Source organism: Streptomyces pimonensis (assembly GCF_041380215.1).
In the GTDB taxonomy this organism is placed as follows: domain Bacteria; phylum Actinomycetota; class Actinomycetes; order Streptomycetales; family Streptomycetaceae; genus Streptomyces; species Streptomyces pimonensis.
The window spans coordinates 15,740-35,992 of the sequence record NZ_JAHWZY010000034.1; the positions used below are offsets into that span (position 1 = coordinate 15,740).

The window sequence follows — 20,253 nt, forward strand, 5'->3', positions numbered from 1 at the left end:
ACGCTGGTAGCCCGTGGACCGGTGGGCCAGAAAGCCCCGGAACCGCACCCACAAGCCGCGACCACGGGAGCCCCCTCTTGGCCATGCCACCCAAATCCTCGACGACCAAGCACATCTTCGTCACCGGGGGTGTCGCCTCCTCGCTCGGCAAGGGGCTCACCGCCTCCAGCCTGGGCATGCTGCTCAAGGCCCGGGGTCTGCGCGTCGTGATGCAGAAGCTCGACCCGTACCTCAACGTCGACCCGGGGACGATGAACCCCTTCCAGCACGGTGAGGTGTTCGTCACCAACGACGGCGCCGAGACCGACCTGGACATCGGCCACTACGAGCGGTTCCTCGACCGCGACCTCGACGGCTCCGCCAACGTCACCACCGGCCAGGTGTACTCGACGGTGATCGCCAAGGAGCGGCGCGGCGAGTACCTGGGCGACACCGTCCAGGTCATCCCGCACATCACCAACGAGATCAAGCACCGCATCCGCCGCATGGCGACCGACGAGGTCGACGTGGTGATCACGGAGGTCGGCGGCACGGTCGGCGACATCGAGTCGCTGCCGTTCCTGGAGACCGTCCGCCAGGTCCGGCACGAGGTCGGCCGCGACAACGTGTTCGTGGTGCACATCTCGCTCCTGCCGTACATCGGCCCCTCGGGTGAGCTGAAGACGAAGCCGACCCAGCACTCGGTCGCGGCGCTGCGCAACATCGGCATCCAGCCGGACGCGATCGTGCTGCGCTGCGACCGCGAGGTGCCGACCGCGATCAAGCGGAAGATCTCGCTGATGTGCGACGTCGACGAGGCCGCCGTGGTCGCCTGCCCCGACGCCCGCTCGATCTACGACATCCCGAAGGTCGTGCACTCCGAGGGCCTGGACGCCTACGTGGTGCGCAAGCTGGACCTGCCGTTCCGGGACGTGGACTGGACGACCTGGGACGACCTGCTCGACCGCGTCCACAACCCCGACCACGAGATCACCCTCGCCCTGGTCGGCAAGTACATCGACCTGCCCGACGCCTACCTCTCGGTCACCGAGGCGCTGCGCGCGGGCGGTTTCGCCAACAGGGCCCGCGTGAAGATCAAGTGGGTCACCTCCGACGACTGCAAGACCCCGGCCGGCGCCCAGGCGCAGCTCGGTGACGTCGACGGCATCTGCATCCCGGGCGGCTTCGGCGACCGCGGTGTGCTCGGCAAGGTCGGCGCGATCAAGTACGCCCGCGAGAACCGGATCCCGCTGCTGGGTCTGTGCCTGGGCCTGCAGTGCATCGTGATCGAGGCCGCGCGCAGCCTCGCGGACATCTCGGACGCCAACTCCACCGAGTTCGACCCGGGCACCGCCCACCCGGTGATCTCCACCATGGCCGAGCAGCTGGACATCGTCGCCGGTGAGGGCGACATGGGCGGCACCATGCGGCTCGGCATGTACCCGGCGAAGCTGGCCGAGGGCTCGATCGTGCGCGAGGTGTACGACGGCAAGGAGTACGTGGAGGAGCGTCACCGGCACCGTTACGAGGTGAACAACTCCTACCGCGCGGAGCTGGAGAAGAAGGCGGGCATCGTCTTCTCCGGCACCTCCCCGGACGGCAAGCTCGTCGAGTACGTCGAGTACCCGCGCGAGGTCCACCCGTACCTGGTCGCGACCCAGGCGCACCCGGAGCTGCGCTCGCGTCCGACCCGTCCGCACCCGCTCTTCGCGGGCCTGGTGAAGGCCTCGGTCGAGCGGAAGATCTCGAAGTAGCACACCCGGTTGTACGGTGGCCGGGGCGCGAACCTTCACAGGTGTGCGCCCCGGCCACTTTTTCGCACATGCTCACGCACGGCACGCGCACGACCGCCGTACGCCGGAAAGGACAGCCATGACGATCAAGGACACTCCGGAGGAGTGGGAGATCCGTGGGACCCGGACCCCGTTCACGGGCAACAAGACCTCCGTCCGCACCGATGATGTGGTCATGCCCGACGGGACCGTGGTCCACCGCGACTACCAGGTCCACCCGGGGTCCGTGGCCGTCCTCGCCCTCGACGACGCCGACCGGGTCCTGGTGCTGCGCCAGTACCGCCACCCCGTGCGCCACAAGCTGTGGGAGATCCCGGCCGGCCTGCTCGACGTCCCCGGCGAGAACCCGCTGCACGCCGCCCAGCGCGAGCTGTACGAGGAGGCGCACGTCAAGGCGGAGGACTGGCGGGTGCTGACCGACGTCTACACCACGCCCGGCGGCTGCGACGAGGCCGTACGGATCTTCCTGGCCCGGGGGCTGTCCGAGGCCGAGGGCGCGCGCTTCGAGGTCGAGCACGAGGAGGCCGACATGGAGCTGGCCCGGGTCCCGGCCGAGGAGCTGGTGCGCGGCGTGCTGGCCGGTGATCTGCACAACAACTGCCTGGCGGTGGGCGTCCTCGCGCTGGTCACCGCACGGGCCGGTGACGGCCTGGACGCGCTGCGTCCGGCTCAGGCGCCGTGGCCGGCGCGTCCGTTCGAGGCCTGATCCCCTCCTGCATACATGGTGATATGACCATCAGCTGATCCGATCGGGGGATACGCCCGCCGCGCTCCACCGGGAACGTCGCAGAGCGTGAACTAGGCTCTGGAAAACGCCCGGTCCGGAGTCCCGGCGGGCTTGCGCGCGGTGGGACGGGAGTGAGGCCCGTGACGGATCAGGCGGTGGACCCAGACGGTGTGCGGCTCCTTCGGGACGCCGCCGACGAGGGTCGATTCCTGGGCCGTACGAGGGAGCTGAAGGAGTTGCGCGCCGACATCGAGCGCGCGGGACTGGACACCCTCTCCGGCCGCAAGGCGCCCCGCGCACGCGTGCTGCTCATCGCCGGCCGGCCCGGCTCCGGCCGCAGCGCCCTCGCCGGGGAACTCGTACGCCAGGTCGCCGACCGCTACCCCGACGGCGTGCTGCGCGCCCGGCTGAGCGAACCCGACGGCACGCGCGTGCCCGTCGGGCGTGCCGCGCGGGAGCTGCTCGACGCGCTGGAGGCGCCCGCCCCCGCCGGAGCGGCCGAGGACGAGCTCGGTGAGGCGCTGCGCACCAGGCTGGCCGACCGCCGGGTGCTGCTCCTGCTGGACGACGCGGCCGACGCCGAGCAGGTCGACGCGCTGCTGCCGGACAACCCGGACTGCCTGGCCGTCGCCGTCTCCGCGGGTCCGCTGACCGGCATCGCGGACGTCCGTCCCTGCACCCTCGGCGGCCTCGACACCAAGTCCGCGGTGGAGGTGCTGTCCCGGTTCACCGGATCGGTGCGCGTCACGGTCGACCCCCGGTCCGCCGAACGGCTCGCCGAGCAGTGCCAGGGGCAGCCGGCCGCCCTGGTGCTGGCCGGGGGCTGGCTCGCCGCCCGGCCCAAGGCCGCCGTCGCCGATCTCGCCGGGCAACTGCACACGGACCCCGGCCAGGACACCGTCGTCAGCCGCGTCCTGGGGCTCGTGCACGCCTCGCTGCCCGCACCGGCCGCCCGCACACTGCGGCTGCTCAGCCTCGCCCCGGCCGGTCTGGTCGACCCGCACACCGCCGCCGCCCTGGCCGGCTGCTCGGTGGAGTCCGCCCGCACCACCCTGGACGACTTCGCCGCCCACGGACTGCTGCACCCGGTGGGCGGCTCGCCGCTGCCGCAGTACGAGGTGCCGTGCTGTCTGCACCCCCTGCTGAGCGCCCTCGCCGAGGACCACGAGCGGCCCGCCGAGCTCCGGCTGGCCCGTGCCCGGATGCTGGAGCGGACGGTACGGCTGCTCCAGTCGTGCCGGGCCATCACCGAGACCGACAGCCTCCGGGCGCGCGAGAAGCTCCTCGAGATGCCGCGCTCCCTGCGCTTCCCCGGCCCGCGGGCCGCCGCCGACTGGCTGCGTGCCCGCCGTCCCGCGCTGCTGGCCTCCGCGCGGCTCGCGGTCGCCGACGGAGAGCTGGACACCCTCGCCCGGCGCCTGATGTCCCAGCTGGTGCGGGCCATGGTGGCGCACTTCGGCACCCGGGCCGCCGCGAGCGACCTGTACGACATCCACGACCTGGTGCTCGACGTCGCCGAGCGCCGGAACCTGCCCCGAGAGCGGGCGGCGGCCCTGCTGAACCTCGGCGACCTCGACGCCCGCACCGGCCGCACCGCCGACGCCCTGGGGCGCTACCGGGCCGCGCTGGACGCCGGGCGTGAGGCGAACGACCCGTACGCGACCGGCCGCGCGATGGAATCCGTGGGCGGCGCCCATCTGGAGCTCGGGGACTACGACCGGGCCGCCGACTGGTTCGGCCGTGCCCTGGCCGAGCGGCTGGCCCGCGGCGAGGGCGAGGACGCCGCCCGGCTCTACGGCCGCATCGGCGCCGCCCACACCTACGCGGGCCGCTACGGAGAGGCACTGCGCAACTGGCGCGCGGCCGTCGCCGGGCACCGCAGGAACGGTGACGTGGCCGCACAGGCGCGGGCGCTGAGCGAGCTGGCCCGGGTGCAGGAGTACGCGGGGCGGCTCGACGAGTCGCTGCGCACCTGCCAGGAGGCCGTGGAGTGGGCGGGCCGCGCGGAGGACACCCGCCTGCAGGCCGCGCTGCACCTGCGGCTCGCCGACTCCTTCCAGCACCTCGGCGACCCCGCGTCGGCCGCGCTGCACCGGGGCACCGCCGAGCGCATGCTGGCAGAGGAGGCCCTGGAGGAGGACTCGGAACCGGAACACAGAGCTAACACCTGCGAAATCCGTAGCCCATCCGCTGAAGGATGAAGTAATGAAAGGCTAGACAGCGGGAACACCTTCATTAGACTGGCTCTGCCGCGCAATCTTCCGCGGTCTCTCCCGGTGTGCCCAAGCGCGCCCGGGTATGCGTAGTGACATCCCCGTACCCTCTGAGCCAAGGACCGTGATCGACGTGAAGGTCGGCATCCCCCGCGAGGTCAAGAACAACGAGTTCCGGGTGGCCATCACCCCCGCCGGCGTCCACGAACTGGTGCGCCACGGCCACCAGGTCGTCATCGAGCGCGGCGCCGGCGTGGGCTCCTCGATCCCGGACGGCGAGTACGTCGCCGCCGGCGGGCGGATCCTGGACACCGCCGACGAGGTCTGGGCCACCGCCGACCTGCTGCTGAAGGTCAAGGAGCCCGTCGCGGAGGAGTACCACCGCCTGCGCAAGGACCAGACCCTCTTCACCTACCTGCACCTGGCCGCGTCCAAGGAGTGCACGGACGCCCTCCTGGAGTCCGGCACCACCGCGATCGCCTACGAGACCGTCGAGCTGCCCGGCCGCGCGCTGCCGCTGCTCGCCCCGATGTCCGAGGTCGCGGGCCGGCTGGCCACCCAGGTCGGCGCCTACCACCTGATGCGCGCCCACGGCGGCCGCGGTGTGCTGCCCGGCGGTGTCCCCGGTGTGCTGGCCGGCCGGGCCGTCGTCATCGGCGGCGGCGTCTCCGGCTGGAACGCCGCGCAGATCGCCATCGGCATGGGCTTCCACGTGACCCTGCTCGACAAGGACATCAACAAGCTCAAGGAGGCCGACAGGGTCTTCGGCACGAAGATCCAGACCGTCGTCTCCAACGCCTTCGAGCTGGAGAAGGCCTGCCTGGAGGCCGACCTCGTGATCGGCGCGGTGCTGGTCCCGGGCGCCAAGGCGCCGAAGCTGGTCACCAACGAGCTGGTCTCGCGGATGAAGGCGGGAAGTGTCCTTGTCGACATTGCGATCGACCAGGGTGGCTGCTTCGAGGACTCCCGCCCGACCACGCACGCCGAGCCGACCTTCCGGGTCCACGAGTCGGTGTTCTACTGCGTCGCCAACATGCCCGGTGCGGTGCCCAACACCTCCACCTACGCGCTCACCAACGCCACGCTGCCGTACATCGTCGAACTCGCCGACCGCGGCTGGGCGGACGCGCTGCGCCGCGACCCCGCACTCGCCAAGGGCCTCAACACGCATGACGGCAAGGTGGTCTACAAGGAGGTCGCCGAGGCGCACGGCCTGGAACACGTCGGGCTCGCCTCGCTGCTCGGCTGATCCACCGGGCCGGTAAGTCGACCAATTCAGCGGCCGTCAAAGGCGATACGTCAACATGTGTCGTCAACGCCGTGCACCGGGCCGGACCTTGCCCACAAGGTCCGGCCCTATGTGTGTATGGTCACTTCCTGATTTCTGGACAACTCGTCCGGAACATAACCCTTCCACCGATTCGCACACTCGTGAGACCTGCCGTGCGACGGCCGTACGCCCTTGACAGAGGGATGTTTCAATGCCGACACATCGGGTCGGGTCCGGCGGATTGTGTTGCTGCGAACGGTCGACACGCCATAGAGTCGCCAATCGTCGGCATGGTGCCACGCTGACCTGTCTAGAAGTTTCCTGGTCACCAAGGAGGTAAGACGACTTGTGAATGAGTCGACATTTACTCCCGGGGGTGGCCAACCAGGAATGCCTGCGCCGGACCAGGGGCCCACGGGATCCGCTGCTGTCGGCTCCGTGGCTGTGCGCACCTTCGCAGCCCACCGGGGACACCGGACTTCGGTGGTGACTCAACCAGGACACCAGAGCATGGATGGCCATCACGTGAACGCCATGGCCGGCGACGGAAGTGGCGCGCCCCACAACCATTTCGCCGACTACGACGAACTGCCCGAGGGGCACTTCTACGATCCCGACGCCGAGTACGAGCCCGATCCCGAGTACGCGGCCACGCTCGCGCCCGACGCGGCGCGCCAGCGCCGTGAGCGCGTCGGCCCGACCGGGCGCCCGCTGCCGTACTTCCCGATCCCGGGTCCGCTGACCGAGCACGGTCCCGCGAAGATCATCGCGATGTGCAACCAGAAGGGCGGCGTCGGCAAGACCACGTCGACCATCAACCTGGGCGCCGCGCTCGCGGAGTACGGACGCCGGGTGCTGCTCGTCGACTTCGACCCGCAGGGCGCGCTGTCGGTCGGTCTCGGCGTCAACCCGATGGAACTCGACCTCACCGTCTACAACCTGCTCATGGAGCGGGGCATGGCGACCGACGAGGTGCTGCTGAAGACCGCGGTCCCCAACATGGACCTGCTGCCCAGCAACATCGACCTGTCGGCTGCCGAGGTGCAGCTGGTGAGCGAGGTCGCGCGCGAGTCCACGCTGCAGCGGGCGCTGAAGCCGCTGATGGACGACTACGACTACATCGTGATCGACTGCCAGCCCTCGCTCGGCCTGCTCACGGTCAACGCGCTGACCGCCGCGCACAAGGTGATCGTGCCGCTGGAGTGCGAGTTCTTCGCGCTGCGCGGTGTGGCGCTGCTGACCGAGACGATCGAGAAGGTCCAGGAGCGGCTCAACCCCGACCTGGAGCTCGACGGGATCCTCGCCACGATGTACGACTCGCGCACGGTGCACAGCCGTGAGGTGCTCGCGCGGGTGGTCGAGGCGTTCGACGACCACGTCTACCACACGGTCATCGGGCGCACGGTCCGGTTCCCGGAGACCACGGTCGCCGGTGAGCCGATCACCACCTACGCGTCCAACTCCGTCGGTGCCGCCGCCTACCGCCAGCTCGCCAGGGAGGTGCTCGCCCGGTGTCACGCCGAGTGAGTCTGCCGGGGGCCGACGAACTCTTCCGTACGACAGGGGGGATGGCGCTCCAGGCGTCGACCCCCAGGCGCCAGGCCAACGGCGACGCCCGTGTCCCCGCACCCGCGGGGGAGGGCGACGCGGCGGCCGCCGTGGAGGACGCGCCGCAGTCGGTGCCCGCGCAGGGCGGCGAGGGCGCGGAGCACGTCGCGGCGGACGCGGAGCCGGACGGGGCCGGGGAGTCCCGCAGCCGCGACGCGGCGGGCTCCGGGCGGCGTCATACGGCACAGGACGGCGCGGCCCAGCGCAAGCGGGGGCGGGCGGCGGCGCGGCGGCCCAGCGGCCGTGAGCGGCACGACGAGAAGATCACCGTGTACGTGTCCGCCGAGGAGCTGATGGACCTCGAACACGCGCGTCTGGTGCTGCGCGGCGAGCACGGGCTGGCGGTGGACCGGGGCCGGATCGTCCGCGAGGCGGTCGCCGTGGTCCTCGCCGACCTGGAGAGCCGCGGGGACGCCAGCATCCTCGTACGACGCCTGCGGGGACGGTAGCGGTAGCCTGCGGAGGTCATGACCTCGAACGACGCACCCGCCCCCGGCGCCCGGCCGCCCCGCCGCCGCACCCTGGGCCGGGGAGCGGGCGCGACGCCGGACGCCCCGGCCGCCGGGCGCGGGGCGCCCGAGGAGGGCGCGGGGACCGCCACGCCGCCCCCACCGGAGGTGACGTCGCGGGACAGGGCCCCGGCCCCGCAGCCGGACCCGGCGGGTGCCGCGCCGCCCGCGTGGCCCGCGGGGGCGGACGAGCCGGACCCGAGGGCGCCGGGACGTTTCTCGCCGGTCGAACCGGTGGGTGCGCCACAGCTCGGGACCGCCGTGCCCGGGGAGTCCTCCCCGGGGGCGTCGGCGCGGGCGGAGGGCGTGGGGACGGTCTCGAGTGCGTCGGGGCCGGCGGCGGACGTCACCGAGGACACGGCCGGGGCGGAGCCCGGAGGCGGTGTCCCCCGGGCGGGCGCCGGTGAGGACGACGACGGGCGGTTCACGGTTCGGCTGGCGAACTTCGAGGGGCCGTTCGATCTCCTGCTCCAGTTGATCTCGAAGCACAAGCTGGACGTCACCGAGGTCGCGCTGTCCGAGGTGACCGACGAGTTCATGGCGTACATCCGGGCCATGGGACCCGACTGGGACCTGGACGAGACGACCGAGTTCCTGGTCGTGGCGGCCACGCTGCTCGATCTCAAGGCGGCCCGGCTGCTGCCCGCCGCCGAGGTGGAGGACGAGGCCGACCTCGCGCTCCTCGAGGCCCGGGACCTGCTGTTCGCGCGGCTGTTGCAGTACCGCGCGTACAAACGGATCGCCGAGATCTTCAGCCGGCGTCTCGACGACGAGGGCCGCCGTCACCCCCGTACCGTCGGACTCGAACCGCACCACGCCGAGCTGCTGCCCGAGGTCGTCATCAGCATCGGCCCCGAGGGGTTCGCCGGGCTCGCCGTCAAGGCGATGCAGCCCAGGCCCAAGCCGCAGGTGTACGTCGACCACATCCACGCCCCGCTGGTCAGCGTGCAGGAGCAGGCCGGGATCGTCGTCGCCCGGCTCAGGGAACTCGGCGAGGCGGACTTCCGGGCCCTCGTCGAGGACACGGACGACCCCCTGACCGTCGTGGCCCGGTTCCTCGCCCTGCTGGAGCTGTACCGCGAGAAGGCCGTCGCCCTCGACCAGGAGACCGCGCTCGGCGAACTGACCGTGCGCTGGACCGGCGGGGACGGGAACGCCGTGCCGACGGTCACCGACGAGTTCGACCGGCCGCCGCAGCGGCCCGAGGAGGAGAGGAAGCCGTGAGCGAGGAGACGACCGGGACCCCCGCCGGGCCGCGCACCGCAGCGGAACTCGCCCTCAAGCCGGCCCTGGAGGCGGTCCTCATGGTCGTGGACGAGCCCGCGACCGAGGAGCACCTGGCGAAGATCCTGGAGCGCCCCGAGCGCCGGGTCGCGGACGCGCTGCGTGAGCTGGCCGACGAGTACACTCTCCAGGGCCGCGGCTTCGAACTGCGCCTCGTCGCGGGCGGCTGGCGCTTCTACACCCGCCCCGAGTACGCCGCCGCCGTCGAGGGCTTCGTCCTGGACGGCCAGCAGGCCCGGCTCACCCAGGCCGCCCTGGAGACCCTCGCGGTCGTCGCCTACCGGCAGCCGGTCAGCCGCAGCCGCGTCTCCGCCGTGCGCGGAGTCAACTGCGACGGCGTGATGCGCACCCTCCTGCAGCGCGGTCTGATCGAGGAGGCGGGCACGGAACCCGAAACAGGTGCGATCCTGTACACGACGACGAACTACTTCCTGGAGCGGATGGGCCTGCGCGGTCTGGACGAGCTCCCGGAACTCGCGCCCTTCCTCCCGGAGGCGGAGGCGATCGAGGCCGAGACACAGGAAGGCGTGCCGTCGTTCGATCCGGACGCCCCGGACCCGGACGACGGTCCACCGACGAACACGACGACGACGGAATTCTGATGCGAAGCAGCGGCAGCGGAAAGAGCGGCGGACGCGGTAATCACCGCGGCGCCGGCAACGACAGGGACCAGAAGCAGGGGCAGGGCCGCCCCCGCAAGCCCCGCCCCGAGGAGCGCCGCTACGACGTGGGCCCCGGGGCCACCCAGGACGGCCCGAAGTCCGGTCGGGGCGGCTCCGCGCGCGGGGGCGCCAAGGGCGGCCCCAAGCAGTCCCCCCGGCAGGGCGGCGGGGCCCGTACGGCCCCCGCCAGGTCCCGTGAGTACGAGACGCGGGTCGAGGAGCGCAACCGGGAGCGGTACGCGGGCAAGAAGGACGTCAAGCTGCCCAAGACCTTCCCCGGCGCCGAGCAGGAGGGGGAGCGGCTGCAGAAGGTGCTCGCCCGCGCGGGCTACGGCTCCCGGCGCGCCTGCGAGGAGCTGATCGAGCAGGCGCGGGTCGAGGTCAACGGCGAGATCGTGCTCGAGCAGGGCAAGCGGGTCGACCCGGAGAAGGACGAGGTGAAGGTCGACGGCCTGACCGTCGCCACGCAGTCGTACCAGTTCTTCTCGCTGAACAAGCCCGCCGGTGTCGTGTCGACCATGGAGGACCCGGAGGGCCGGCAGTGCCTCGGTGACTACGTCACCAACCGCGAGACCCGTCTCTTCCACGTCGGACGGCTGGACACCGAGACCGAGGGCGTCATCCTGCTCACCAACCACGGGGAGCTCGCGCACCGGCTGACGCACCCCAGGTACGGCGTGAAGAAGACGTACCTGGCGGCCATCGTGGGCCCGATCCCGCGTGACCTGGGCAAGAAGCTCAAGGACGGCATCCAGCTGGAGGACGGCTACGCCCGCGCGGACCACTTCCGGGTCGTGGAGCAGACCGGCAAGAACTACCTCGTCGAGGTGACCCTGCACGAGGGCCGCAAGCACATCGTGCGCCGCATGCTCGCCGAGGCCGGTTTCCCGGTCGAAAAGCTGGTGCGCACCGGCTTCGGGCCGATCACCCTGGGCGACCAGAAGTCGGGCTGGCTGCGCCGGCTGTCCAACACCGAGGTCGGGATGCTGATGCAGGAGGTCGACCTCTAGGGGCTTGCGGGACCGGCCCGCACCCCCTTAACCGTCCCCTCGGCCATTAAGGGGGCGCGGGCCATGGACGGCTACGACAGGCACGCCTTCGAACCGTTCGCCGTCACCGTCGACCTCGCCGTCTTCACCCTCCGCGCGGGCGCGCTGCACCGTGCTGCTGGTCGAGCGCGGCCAGGAGCCGTACGCCGGACGGTGGGCGCTGCCCGGGGGCTTCGTCCGGCCGGACGAGTCCGCGGAGCGCGCGGCGCGAGCTGGGCGAGGAGACCGGGCTGACGGACGTGTCCGGGCTGCGTCCGGAGCGGTTGCGGACCTACAGCGAACCCGACCGCGCCCCCCGGATGCGGGTCGCCTTCGCCGCCCTGCTGCCCGACGCTCCCGAGGCGCGCGGCGGCGCGGCGCAGGCCGCGTCAGTCCTGCCCGGTGCCCCCTCCGCCTACGACGCCCTGCACGACCTCGTCGTACGGATCCGCCTGGAGGGCCGAGGCGCGGCGGGCGCGGACGAGGAAGTCCTCGACCCGGCGCCGGTCCGGCTCCTCGGGCAGCGGACTGCGCAGGGCGGCCCGTGCGCCCTCCTCCGCCAGCCGGGCCATCCAGGACTCCACCTCGGACCAGGACGCCTCGCCCCGCTTCACCGCGAGCAGCGGCTCGCGGTCCTCGCCCACGTCGATCGTGAGGGCGCCCGTGCGGAGCAGGTCGCGGGCGCTGATCAGCAGGCGGAGCAGGTGCATCGCGTGCTTCCAGCGAGGGGCGCCGTGGGCGCGGACGTCCGCCTCCAGTCTGCGGCGCTGGCCGTGGGCGTAGCGGGTGAAGGTCTCGTGGACCCTGCGGGAGAGGAACGCCTCGCGCAGGGACAGCAACTCGCGGCCGGTGGCGTCGGCGTGCTCCACCAGCGGGGAGTGCAGGCACTCCAGGATACTGGGGTTGGCGCGCAGGGCCAGCTCGCAGAAGCGTTCCAGCTCCCAGCTGAACTGCTCCTCGGCCGGGCCCTCGATGTGCGTGGGCGGCTTCTCGAAGCGCCAGAACAGGGGAGTGGGCGCGAGGAAGACGCCCCGGCGGTCGGTGTCGCTGCCCTCGGTGGCCAGACCGAAGGCACGCGAGCCCATGACACAGGCGTAGATCGTGTGGTCACCGACCAGGGTCTCGGGGCGCATGCCCGGGAGCGTACGCGGTGGATCACGCCCGGTGGACCGGATTCCCCTCCGCCGTGATCCGCTGCCTCGGGCAGCGGCCGGGTCGCGGGCCCCGCTCCACCGAGCCGTCGGTGTTCCTGCACCGGCCGCCGTGGCGGGCGCGGCCGGCGGTGCCGTCCGCGACGTCGGCCACCGCACGGTCCTGATGGGTGCGGATCGCCGGGAACGCCTTGAAGTCGCCCTCCTCGGGCCGGGTGACCACGATCCTCCCGTCCACGGGGACGTTCGGCGGCCGGGATCAGCTCCTGCCCGGCGGTGTCCGACGAGGCGCCGTCCCGCCGTCCGAGCCGCGGCCCGCAGCCGGCGCCGCCGCACCTGTCGGGGGAAGGACCGTGCGGCGCGTCGCACGAGGGGCCGTGTCATCACTCCCGCAAGCCGCGGTTCCCGCATCCTGGCACCGAATGCGCCGGACAAGAAGCACATCGCGGAAGAGCATCGCCGAAGGCGTGCACCGCCCGTCTCAGCGGACGGGCGTCCGGCGCCGCCCCCGCGCGGGCTGACTACGCTGGACGACGGAACAGCACACACGCACGTCAGCAAGGAGCATCGTCGTGGCGGTACGCGCGGTCCGGGGGGCCGTCCAGTCGGAGCGGGGCGAGGCCGGTCACATGGAGGAGCGGGTCGGCGCGCCGCTCACCGCGGTCCCGGAGCGCAACGGCCTGCACACCGACGACCTGACCGGCCTCCGGTTCACGGCCACGCCCGACCCGCACGGCGACTTCCCTGCCGCCGTCCGCAAGCTCGGCACCGTCGACGGCCCCCCGACCCGCGCCCAGGAACCGGACGTCGACGGTGCCCGGCCCCGCGTCGTCCGGGTCCCCGCGCGCACCGGGTCCGGCAAGCCCCGCGCCGAGGTCGCGTACGTCCGCCCCGGCGCCGCGGCGGCCCCGCGCAGGGACGTCGCCCAGTGAGAACCGCGCTCGTCATCGGCACCGGACTGATCGGTACGTCCGCCGCGCTCGCCCTGTCCGGACGGGGCGTCGTCGTCCACCTCGCCGACCACGACCCGGAGCAGGCCCGTACGGCCGCCGCGCTGGGCGCCGGCACGGACGAGACGCCCGACGGGCCGGTCGACCTGGTCATCGTCGCCGCCCCGCCCGCCCATGTGGCCGACGTGCTCGCCGACGCCATGCGGCGCGGTGCGGCACGCGGCTACATCGACGTGGCCAGCGTCAAGGGCGGACCACGCCGCGAACTCCAGGAGCGCGGGCTCGACCTGACCCCGTACATCGGCACCCACCCCATGTCCGGCCGCGAGCGGTCCGGCCCGCTGGCCGCCACCGGGGACCTCTTCGAGGGGCGTCCCTGGGTGCTGACCCCGACCGGGGACACCGACACCGAGGTGCTGAACCTCGCCCTGGAACTGGTCTCGCACTGCAGGGCCGTGCCCGTCGTCATGGACGCCGACGCCCACGACCGGGCCGTGGCCCTCGTCTCCCACATGCCCCACCTGGTGTCCAGCATGGTCGCCGCACGCCTGGAGCACGCCGAGGAGGCCGCCGTACGGCTGTGCGGGCAGGGCATCCGGGACGTGACCCGGATCGCCGCCTCCGACCCCCGGATGTGGATCGACATCCTCTCCGCGAACCCGGGGCCGGTCGCCGACCTGCTCACGGACTTCGCCGCCGACCTGGAGGAGACCGTGCGCGCCCTGCGCGCGCTGCAGTCCTCCGACGAGGACGAGCGCCGCGAGGGCAGCACCGGCATCGCGGACGTGCTGCGCCGTGGCAACGCCGGCCAGGTCCGCGTCCCCGGCAAGCACGGGTCCGCACCGCGCGCCTACGAGAGCGTGACGGTGTTCATCGACGACCAGCCCGGCCAGCTGGCCCGCATCTTCGCGGACGCCGAACGCGCCGGCGTCAACATCGAGGACGTCCGCATCGAGCACGCCACCGGACAGCAGGCCGGTCTGGTCCAGCTCGCGGTGGACCCCAAGGCGGCCCCGGTCCTCACCGCGGGGCTGCGGGAGCGGGGCTGGGCGATCCGGCAGTGACGGGCCGGGGCGCCCCCCGGGGAGGGGGAGGGCCCCGGGAACGCCCCTTCCCCGGGGGGCCGGATCGTCCGCTTGTCGGAAGGGTTCCGGGGGGCCGGTAATCTGGTGCGGGGCGTGTCCGCGTCCCGCACACACCACTCCATTGCACCAGGAAGGTGTTCCCCCGTGGAAAACGGCGCCGCCCAGCCCGTGATTGTCGCCATCGACGGCCCCTCCGGCACGGGCAAGTCGAGCACGTCGAAGGCCGTGGCGGCGCAGCTCGGCCTGAGCTACCTGGACACCGGCGCCCAGTACCGGGCGATCACCTGGTGGATGGTGACCAACGGCATCGACACGGACGACCCGTCCGCGATCGCCGCCGTCGCCGGGAAGCCGGAGATCGTCTCCGGTACGGACCCCCGGAACCCCACGATCACCGTCGACGGCGTCGACGTGGCCGGACCGATCCGCGGACAGGAGGTCACCTCCAAGGTCAGCGCGGTCTCCGCGGTCCCCGACGTACGGACCCGGATCACCGAGCTGCAGCGGTCCATCGCCGCCTCCGCCGTCACCGGCATCGTCGTCGAGGGCCGCGACATCGGCACCACCGTGCTGCCCGACGCCGACCTGAAGATCTTCCTCACCGCCAGTGCGGAGGCCCGTGCAGCCCGCCGCAGCGGTGAGCTCAAAAACGCCGACCTGGACACCACCCGTGAGGCCCTGATCAAGCGGGACGCGGCCGACGCCGGCCGCAAGACCTCCCCGCTGGCCAAGGCCGGCGACGCGGTCGAGGTGGACACCACCGACCTCACGCTCCAGCAGGTCATCGAGTGTCTCGTCACCCTCGTCGAGGAGAAGCGGGCGGGGAAGTGACCGACGTCCCATCGGTGCGGAGCGCCGAGGTCGGCCGGCGCATCGGCGTCGGCCTGATGTACGGGCTGTGGAGGCCGCGTGTGCTGGGCGCCTGGCGGGTCCCCGTCACCGGACCGGTGATCTTCGCGGTGAACCACTCCCACAACATCGACGGACCCATGGTCATGGGCGTGGCACCCCGGCCGACGCACTTCCTGATCAAGAAGGAGGCGTTCGTCGGCCCGCTCGACCCGTTCCTGACCGGCATCGGCCAGCTGAAGGTGGACCGGCACAGCATCGATCGCACGGCGATCTCCCGGGCGCTGGGCGTGCTGGAGCAGGGCGGAGTCCTCGGCATCTTCCCCGAGGGCACACGGGGCGAGGGCGACTTCGCCGCCCTCCGCGCGGGACTCGCGTACTTCGCCGTACGCGGCGGCGCGCCGATCGTTCCCGTGGCCGTGCTGGGAAGTTCCGAGCGGCCCGGACGGTTGATAAAGGCACTGCCCCCGCTGCGCTCCCGCGTCGACGTCGTCTTCGGCGACCCCTTCGACGCGGGCGACGGCAGCGGCAGACGTACGCGCAAGGCGCTGGACGAGGCGACCGAACGCATCCAGAAGCAGCTCACCGCGCACCTGGAAAACGCCAGGCGCCTCACCGGGCGCTAGGCGACACTGAGTAGTGGACCGGCCTCGCGCATGAGGACGTTCCACCGATCACCACGATGAACGCAGAGGTACGGACTTCATGAACGACCACATCCAGCCCGACGGCTCGGACGCGTACGAGGGTGCGCACGAGCACGACCACGGGGCGCTGGGCGATGCCGAGTTCGCGGAGTTCATGGAGCTCGCCGCGGAGGAGGGCTTCGACCTCGAGGACGTCGAGGGCGCCATCGAGGCGGCGGGCCACGGCCCGCTGCCCGTGCTCGCCGTCGTCGGCCGCCCCAACGTCGGCAAGTCGACCCTCGTGAACCGCATCATCGGCCGTCGTGAGGCGGTCGTCGAGGACAAGCCGGGCGTCACCCGCGACCGCGTCACCTACGAGGCCGAGTGGGCGGGACGCCGCTTCAAGGTCGTCGACACCGGCGGCTGGGAGCAGGACGTCCTCGGCATCGACGCCTCCGTGGCCGCCCAGGCCGAGTACGCCATCGAGGCCGCCGACGCGGTCGTCTTCGTCGTGGACGCCAAGGTCGGTGCCACCGACACCGACGAGGCCGTCGTCCGGCTGTTGCGCAAGGCGGGCAAGCCGGTCGTGCTGTGCGCCAACAAGGTGGACGGCCCGAGCGGCGAGGCCGACGCCGCGTACCTGTGGTCCCTGGGCCTGGGGGAGCCGTACCCGGTCTCCGCCCTGCACGGCCGCGGCACCGGCGACATGCTGGACCAGGTCCTGGAGGTGCTGCCGCAGGCCCCGGCACAGACCTTCGGCACCGCCGTCGGCGGCCCGCGCCGGGTCGCCCTGATCGGCAGGCCCAACGTCGGCAAGTCCTCGCTGCTGAACAAGGTCGCGGGCGAGGAACGGGTCGTCGTCAACGAGCTCGCCGGCACCACCCGTGACCCGGTCGACGAGATGATCGAACTCGGCGGCAAGACCTGGAAGTTCGTCGACACGGCGGGTATCCGCAAGCGTGTCCACCTCCAGCAGGGCGCCGACTACTACGCCTCGCTGCGCACCGCCGCCGCAGTCGAGAAGGCGGAGGTGGCCGTCGTGCTCATCGACGCCGCCGACTCCATCTCGGTGCAGGACCAGCGGATCGTCACCATGGCCGTGGAGGCGGGCCGCGCCCTCGTCCTCGCGTACAACAAGTGGGACACCCTCGACGAGGAGCGCCGCTACTACCTGGAGCGGGAGATCGAGACCGAGCTCGGCCAGGTGGTGTGGGCGCCCCGGGTGAACGTCTCGGCGCGCACCGGCCGGCACATGGAGAAGCTGGTCCCGGCCATCGAGACGGCCCTGGAGGGCTGGGAGACCCGGGTCCCGACGGGCAGGCTGAACGCCTTCCTCGGTGAGCTGGTCGCCGCCCACCCGCACCCCGTGCGCGGCGGCAAGCAGCCGCGCATCCTGTTCGGCACCCAGGCCGGCACCAGGCCGCCGCGGTTCGTGCTGTTCGCCTCCGGCTTCATCGAGGCGGGCTACCGGCGCTTCATCGAGCGGCGGCTGCGCGAGGAGTTCGGCTTCGAGGGGACGCCGATCCACATCTCGGTGCGGGTGCGGGAGAAGCGCGGCAGGAAGAAGTAGCCGACGGCAGGCACGGCGGAGGGGCGGCCCCGGTGGGGCCGCCCCTCCGCCGTGCCTCGGGTCAGGCGCCTCTGCGCGGGGTCGGCGGCAGCCCGGCCGGCACGTGGTGCATCCCGGAGGCGGGCCGGCCGACCGTGCCGACCCGCTGCCACTGCGGCCCGGTGCCCTGGCGGCCGCCGTCGGCCCCCGCACCGTGGGCGCCGCTCACGAGGGAGGCGCCGAACGTGTTCGGGCTCTCGTCGCCGTACGAGCCCGTACCGCGCGGGATGTTCCCGAAGGCGGTGAAACCCAGCTCCTCCTCGCCGCTGCGGTCACCCGGCAGCGAACGGAAGGACCTGACGTACTCGGTGTAGAGGGCGTCGTAGATCGGTGTGGCCGAGAGGCCGCTCCGGGAGACCTGCGCCGGGCGCACGGGTGTGGGGACCGAGACGAAGGACTGGCGGCGGGGAACGTCGTATGCGTGCACGTATGTCCAAACGACCTCGTGGCGTAAGGGATGCGGTCCTTTTGCGGCATTCGCCGGCAGTGCTCCGGTCGGGCGGCGGGGTCGGTCAGAGGCCGGCGAGGGGCAGCGCGGCGGCGACGAGCTTGCCGTTCGCCGCCGCCTTGTCCAGTGCGTCGCGCAGCAGGTCCTCGCGCGGCTGGCGGCCGATCGAGCCGACCGGGGCGGCGAACATCAGCACCTGCTGGTGCTTGTTGGCGGCCGACCGCCAGCCGTCGGTGACCTGGAGCGGCTGGTGCGCCTGCCACCAGGCCACCGGACGGCCGCCGGCCGGGTTCGGCTGGAGCACGGCGTGCAGCTGACCCGCGGCGAGCAGCACCGACCAGCCGTGCAGCGTCGGCGGTACGGCCGACAGTTCGGTCAGGGGCATGAAGCCCTGCTCGATGAGGAGCGGCAGAAAGTCGTCGCCGGACCCGGGCGAACCGGGCCGCGCGACCGGCGCGGTCGGCTCCACGACCAGCGCCGGATGCAACTCCTCCGAGATCAGGACCAGTCCGCTGGTCACCCCGAGCACGGCCTGTTCGGGTGCGGCCTGCGCGGACGCCGGCCCCCCGGTGTCGCCGCCGATGGCCCGCACGGCCCCCTGGAGCTGTTCCTCGGTGACCTGGACGACCTGCGAGGGCAGGCAGCCGGCGTGGGCGAAGGCGAGGACGGCGGTCTCTTCCCCGACGAACAGGACGGTGCTGGTGCGCTCCTGCTGGGTGTCGCCCGGGGTGCGGCAGGAGGTGCAGTCGTAACTGCCCGGGGCGGACTCTCCGGCGAGCAGGCGGGCTGCTTCTTCGTCGCCGATCTCGGCGCGTACCTCGTCGCTGACGTCGAGCATGCGCGGCACGGGTGGCTCCCTCGGGATGCGGTGCGTGGCGAGGCCGGGTGGCTCCCGGCCCGTGGTCCGGGTGGGTCCCGGCTCATGAAGAAGACAACGGGCGATCTGCGGCGGTGGTCACGCCCCGGGGCGAACGGAATCGAACCATCCGGCGCGTACGGTCACGCCTGGCGCGGGATCGGCCGCTCGGTGTCAACTTTCCTTTGATGTACTGCGGTTGAGCAGGTGAGGGGGCTCAGGGGGCGCCCTGTCCGGCGGTCGACAAATCCGGAAATCAGGGAACGAAGTGGTTGGCTCGAAATCGTCGCTACCCAAGGTAAGTGTCAACTGGTTTGATACGGAAGGGCGTTGTTTGACTTCGGTACCGGAGGGTCCTCGCATTCCTTCGCCGTGTGCAGTGAACACCGCTCGGGTACGTCCGCCGACCGCACCACGAGCAGCACCTGAGCCGCCCCCCGCCCGGACACGGCGCCCCGTCCGGCCGGCCGGACGGGCCCTACGGCCACCGCGCGAAGGCGGACCGGCCGGGTCCGCCGGCCCCCGGCGAACACCACCGCGCCCCGGCGCAGCACGTGCACGCGGGCGGGCCGGCCGTGCGGGACGGGCGGCAGCCGCTGCTCGGCGGCGGCCGGCAGGCCGTACAGTTCCGCCACACCCCTCGCGGCGACCGCGTCCGGGCCGTGGGCGAGCGACGCCGCCCCGGCGGCGATCAGCACGGCTCGGGGAGGCCGCAGGAGACCGGACGGGCAGCTGCCGTTCGGCGTAGCGCTCGCCCGGGACGCCGTACCAGCCGATGACGCACGGCACCGCGCCGGCGGCGAGCGCGGTCCAGCCCGCCCGGAGGACGAGGTGTGCGGTCCGCAGTGGGACCGTCCGCATGGTTTGCGCTACGTCTCCTGGCGGCCGACCCTGAAAGCACCGGGCGCATGGTCCGGACCGGCACCCGATTGGTGGGCCAGATGGTTCTCGGCAGTGGCACCGGGCGGGGGAACCCGCGGACGGGGCGCCGCCCACGGGCGACGGGACGGGGCACGGCGCTGGCCGCGGCGCTGTCCCTGGTCCTCGCGCCTGGGCTCGCGGCGTGCGGCGGCGACGGCGGCGACAGCCCGTCCCCCACCTCGTCGGCGGACGGCACGACGAGCGCACCGGTCAGCGCGCCCGCGGACCGGGAGGCGGCCGAGCGGGAGATCCGGCGGAACTGGGAGAAGTTCTTCGACCCCGAAACCCCGGTGGACGAGAAGAAGCAGCTCCTGCAGAACGGTGAACTGCTGGGCCCCGTGCTCGAGGCGTTCAGCGGTGACAACCGCGTCGGACAGCTCCAGGCGAAGGTAACCGACGTCACGTTCACCTCGCCGACCGAGGCGGACGTGAGGTTCACGGTCGCCCTCAGGGGCGCCACCGCCCTCCCGGACGCCTCCGGAACGTCCGTCGACGACGGCGGCACCTGGAAGGTGTCGGTCAAGTCCCTGTGCGCGCTGGTGCAGCTGAGCGGTGATGGATCGCCACCGGACATTCCGGGCTGCTGAGACCCCTGCCGCAGGCCGCGCTCCTCGCTCTGACCGCGGCCTGCGGCAGCCGGCTGCCGCAGAGCGTTCTCGAGCACGACGAGCGCCCGCCCGCACCC

The 20,253-nt window shown here is 72.5% G+C and carries 20 protein-coding genes and 1 pseudogene; 16 read left to right on the forward strand and 5 right to left on the reverse strand.

Annotated elements, in window-relative coordinates:
* Positions 1 to 83 precede the first annotated feature (83 nt).
* From pyrG to KYY02_RS26675, 10 genes and pseudogenes are all read left to right on the forward strand, one after another.
* The gene (pyrG, locus tag KYY02_RS26630) at positions 84 to 1,733 is read left to right on the forward strand and encodes a CTP synthase (RefSeq protein WP_371242201.1); all 1,650 of its coding nucleotides are present in this window, start codon (positions 84 to 86) and stop codon (positions 1,731 to 1,733) included.
* Positions 1,734 to 1,851: 118 nt separating this feature from the next.
* Positions 1,852 to 2,478 carry an NUDIX domain-containing protein gene (locus tag KYY02_RS26635; protein WP_371242203.1) on the forward strand — a complete coding sequence of 209 codons (627 nt, stop codon included), beginning with the start codon at positions 1,852 to 1,854 and terminating at the stop codon, positions 2,476 to 2,478.
* A 161-nt stretch (positions 2,479 to 2,639) separates the two neighbouring features.
* Entirely contained in the window at positions 2,640 to 4,700 is a 2,061-nt protein-coding gene (locus tag KYY02_RS26640; protein WP_371242205.1) for a tetratricopeptide repeat protein, read from the forward strand.
* Positions 4,701 to 4,836: 136 nt separating this feature from the next.
* Complete coding sequence (gene ald / locus KYY02_RS26645) at positions 4,837 to 5,961, forward strand: alanine dehydrogenase (protein ID WP_371242207.1); 1,125 nt, start codon at positions 4,837 to 4,839, stop codon at positions 5,959 to 5,961.
* A gap of 546 nt (positions 5,962 to 6,507) precedes the next feature.
* Positions 6,508 to 7,509, forward strand: a complete 1,002-nt coding sequence (locus KYY02_RS26650; RefSeq protein ID WP_442538167.1) for a ParA family protein — start codon at positions 6,508 to 6,510, stop codon at positions 7,507 to 7,509.
* Positions 7,494 to 8,039: a hypothetical protein gene (locus KYY02_RS26655; protein WP_371242210.1), complete on the forward strand. Its 546-nt coding sequence runs from the start codon at positions 7,494 to 7,496 to the stop codon at positions 8,037 to 8,039. The genes KYY02_RS26650 and KYY02_RS26655 overlap by 16 nt, the downstream gene beginning before the upstream one ends.
* An 18-nt stretch (positions 8,040 to 8,057) precedes the next feature.
* On the forward strand, positions 8,058 to 9,323 hold the full coding sequence (locus tag KYY02_RS26660; RefSeq protein WP_371242212.1) for a segregation and condensation protein A: 1,266 nt from the start codon (positions 8,058 to 8,060) through the stop codon (positions 9,321 to 9,323).
* Positions 9,320 to 9,985, forward strand: coding sequence for an SMC-Scp complex subunit ScpB (scpB, locus tag KYY02_RS26665; protein WP_371242214.1), 666 nt, complete (start codon positions 9,320 to 9,322; stop codon positions 9,983 to 9,985). The genes KYY02_RS26660 and scpB overlap by 4 nt, the downstream gene beginning before the upstream one ends.
* A complete protein-coding gene (locus KYY02_RS26670) occupies positions 9,985 to 11,055 on the forward strand; it encodes a pseudouridine synthase (RefSeq protein ID WP_371242216.1) in 1,071 nt (356 codons plus the stop codon). The genes scpB and KYY02_RS26670 overlap by 1 nt, the downstream gene beginning before the upstream one ends.
* Positions 11,056 to 11,118: 63 nt before the next feature.
* A pseudogene (locus KYY02_RS26675) lies at positions 11,119 to 11,561 on the forward strand (NUDIX domain-containing protein); the annotation flags it as partial.
* Here KYY02_RS26675 and KYY02_RS26680 read toward each other — a convergent pair.
* Positions 11,463 to 12,206, reverse strand: a complete 744-nt coding sequence (locus KYY02_RS26680) for a nucleotidyltransferase domain-containing protein (RefSeq protein ID WP_371242218.1) — start codon at positions 12,204 to 12,206, stop codon at positions 11,463 to 11,465. The pseudogene KYY02_RS26675 and the gene KYY02_RS26680 overlap by 99 nt on opposite strands.
* Before the next feature lie 22 nt (positions 12,207 to 12,228).
* Positions 12,229 to 12,462, reverse strand: coding sequence for a Rieske (2Fe-2S) protein (locus KYY02_RS26685; protein ID WP_371242220.1), 234 nt, complete (start codon positions 12,460 to 12,462; stop codon positions 12,229 to 12,231).
* 334 nt (positions 12,463 to 12,796) lie between these two features.
* Between KYY02_RS26685 and KYY02_RS26690 the strand changes: the two genes are divergently transcribed.
* The 5 genes from KYY02_RS26690 to der all read left to right on the forward strand — a co-directional run bounded on the left by KYY02_RS26690 (position 12,797) and on the right by der (position 17,304).
* Positions 12,797 to 13,156 (forward strand): chorismate mutase, encoded by a 360-nt coding sequence (locus KYY02_RS26690; protein ID WP_371242222.1) that lies wholly within the window; start codon positions 12,797 to 12,799, stop codon positions 13,154 to 13,156.
* Positions 13,153 to 14,238 (forward strand): prephenate dehydrogenase, encoded by a 1,086-nt coding sequence (locus tag KYY02_RS26695; protein ID WP_371242224.1) that lies wholly within the window; start codon positions 13,153 to 13,155, stop codon positions 14,236 to 14,238. The genes KYY02_RS26690 and KYY02_RS26695 overlap by 4 nt, the downstream gene beginning before the upstream one ends.
* 165 nt (positions 14,239 to 14,403) lie before the next feature.
* Positions 14,404 to 15,090, forward strand: coding sequence for a (d)CMP kinase (cmk, locus tag KYY02_RS26700; protein ID WP_371242226.1), 687 nt, complete (start codon positions 14,404 to 14,406; stop codon positions 15,088 to 15,090).
* Positions 15,087 to 15,734 (forward strand): lysophospholipid acyltransferase family protein, encoded by a 648-nt coding sequence (locus tag KYY02_RS26705; protein ID WP_371242228.1) that lies wholly within the window; start codon positions 15,087 to 15,089, stop codon positions 15,732 to 15,734. Before cmk ends, KYY02_RS26705 begins: the two co-directional genes overlap by 4 nt.
* Before the next feature lie 79 nt (positions 15,735 to 15,813).
* Positions 15,814 to 17,304, forward strand: coding sequence for a ribosome biogenesis GTPase Der (gene der / locus KYY02_RS26710; protein WP_371242230.1), 1,491 nt, complete (start codon positions 15,814 to 15,816; stop codon positions 17,302 to 17,304).
* A gap of 61 nt (positions 17,305 to 17,365) precedes the next feature.
* Here der and KYY02_RS26715 read toward each other — a convergent pair whose 3' ends face one another.
* The 3 genes from KYY02_RS26715 to KYY02_RS26725 all read right to left on the reverse strand — a co-directional run bounded on the left by KYY02_RS26715 (position 17,366) and on the right by KYY02_RS26725 (position 19,345).
* Positions 17,366 to 17,770, reverse strand: coding sequence for a hypothetical protein (locus KYY02_RS26715; RefSeq protein WP_371242233.1), 405 nt, complete (start codon positions 17,768 to 17,770; stop codon positions 17,366 to 17,368).
* An 85-nt stretch (positions 17,771 to 17,855) separates the two neighbouring features.
* Positions 17,856 to 18,638, reverse strand: a complete 783-nt coding sequence (locus tag KYY02_RS26720) for a DUF8842 C-terminal domain-containing protein (protein ID WP_371242235.1) — start codon at positions 18,636 to 18,638, stop codon at positions 17,856 to 17,858.
* A 314-nt stretch (positions 18,639 to 18,952) separates the two neighbouring features.
* Positions 18,953 to 19,345, reverse strand: a complete 393-nt coding sequence (locus KYY02_RS26725; RefSeq protein WP_371242237.1) for a hypothetical protein — start codon at positions 19,343 to 19,345, stop codon at positions 18,953 to 18,955.
* A gap of 243 nt (positions 19,346 to 19,588) precedes the next feature.
* On the opposite strand from KYY02_RS26725, the gene KYY02_RS26730 reads away from it, so the two are divergent.
* Positions 19,589 to 20,155: an MTB12 C-terminal domain-containing protein gene (locus KYY02_RS26730; protein WP_371242239.1), complete on the forward strand. Its 567-nt coding sequence runs from the start codon at positions 19,589 to 19,591 to the stop codon at positions 20,153 to 20,155.
* Positions 20,156 to 20,253: the final 98 nt, after the last annotated feature.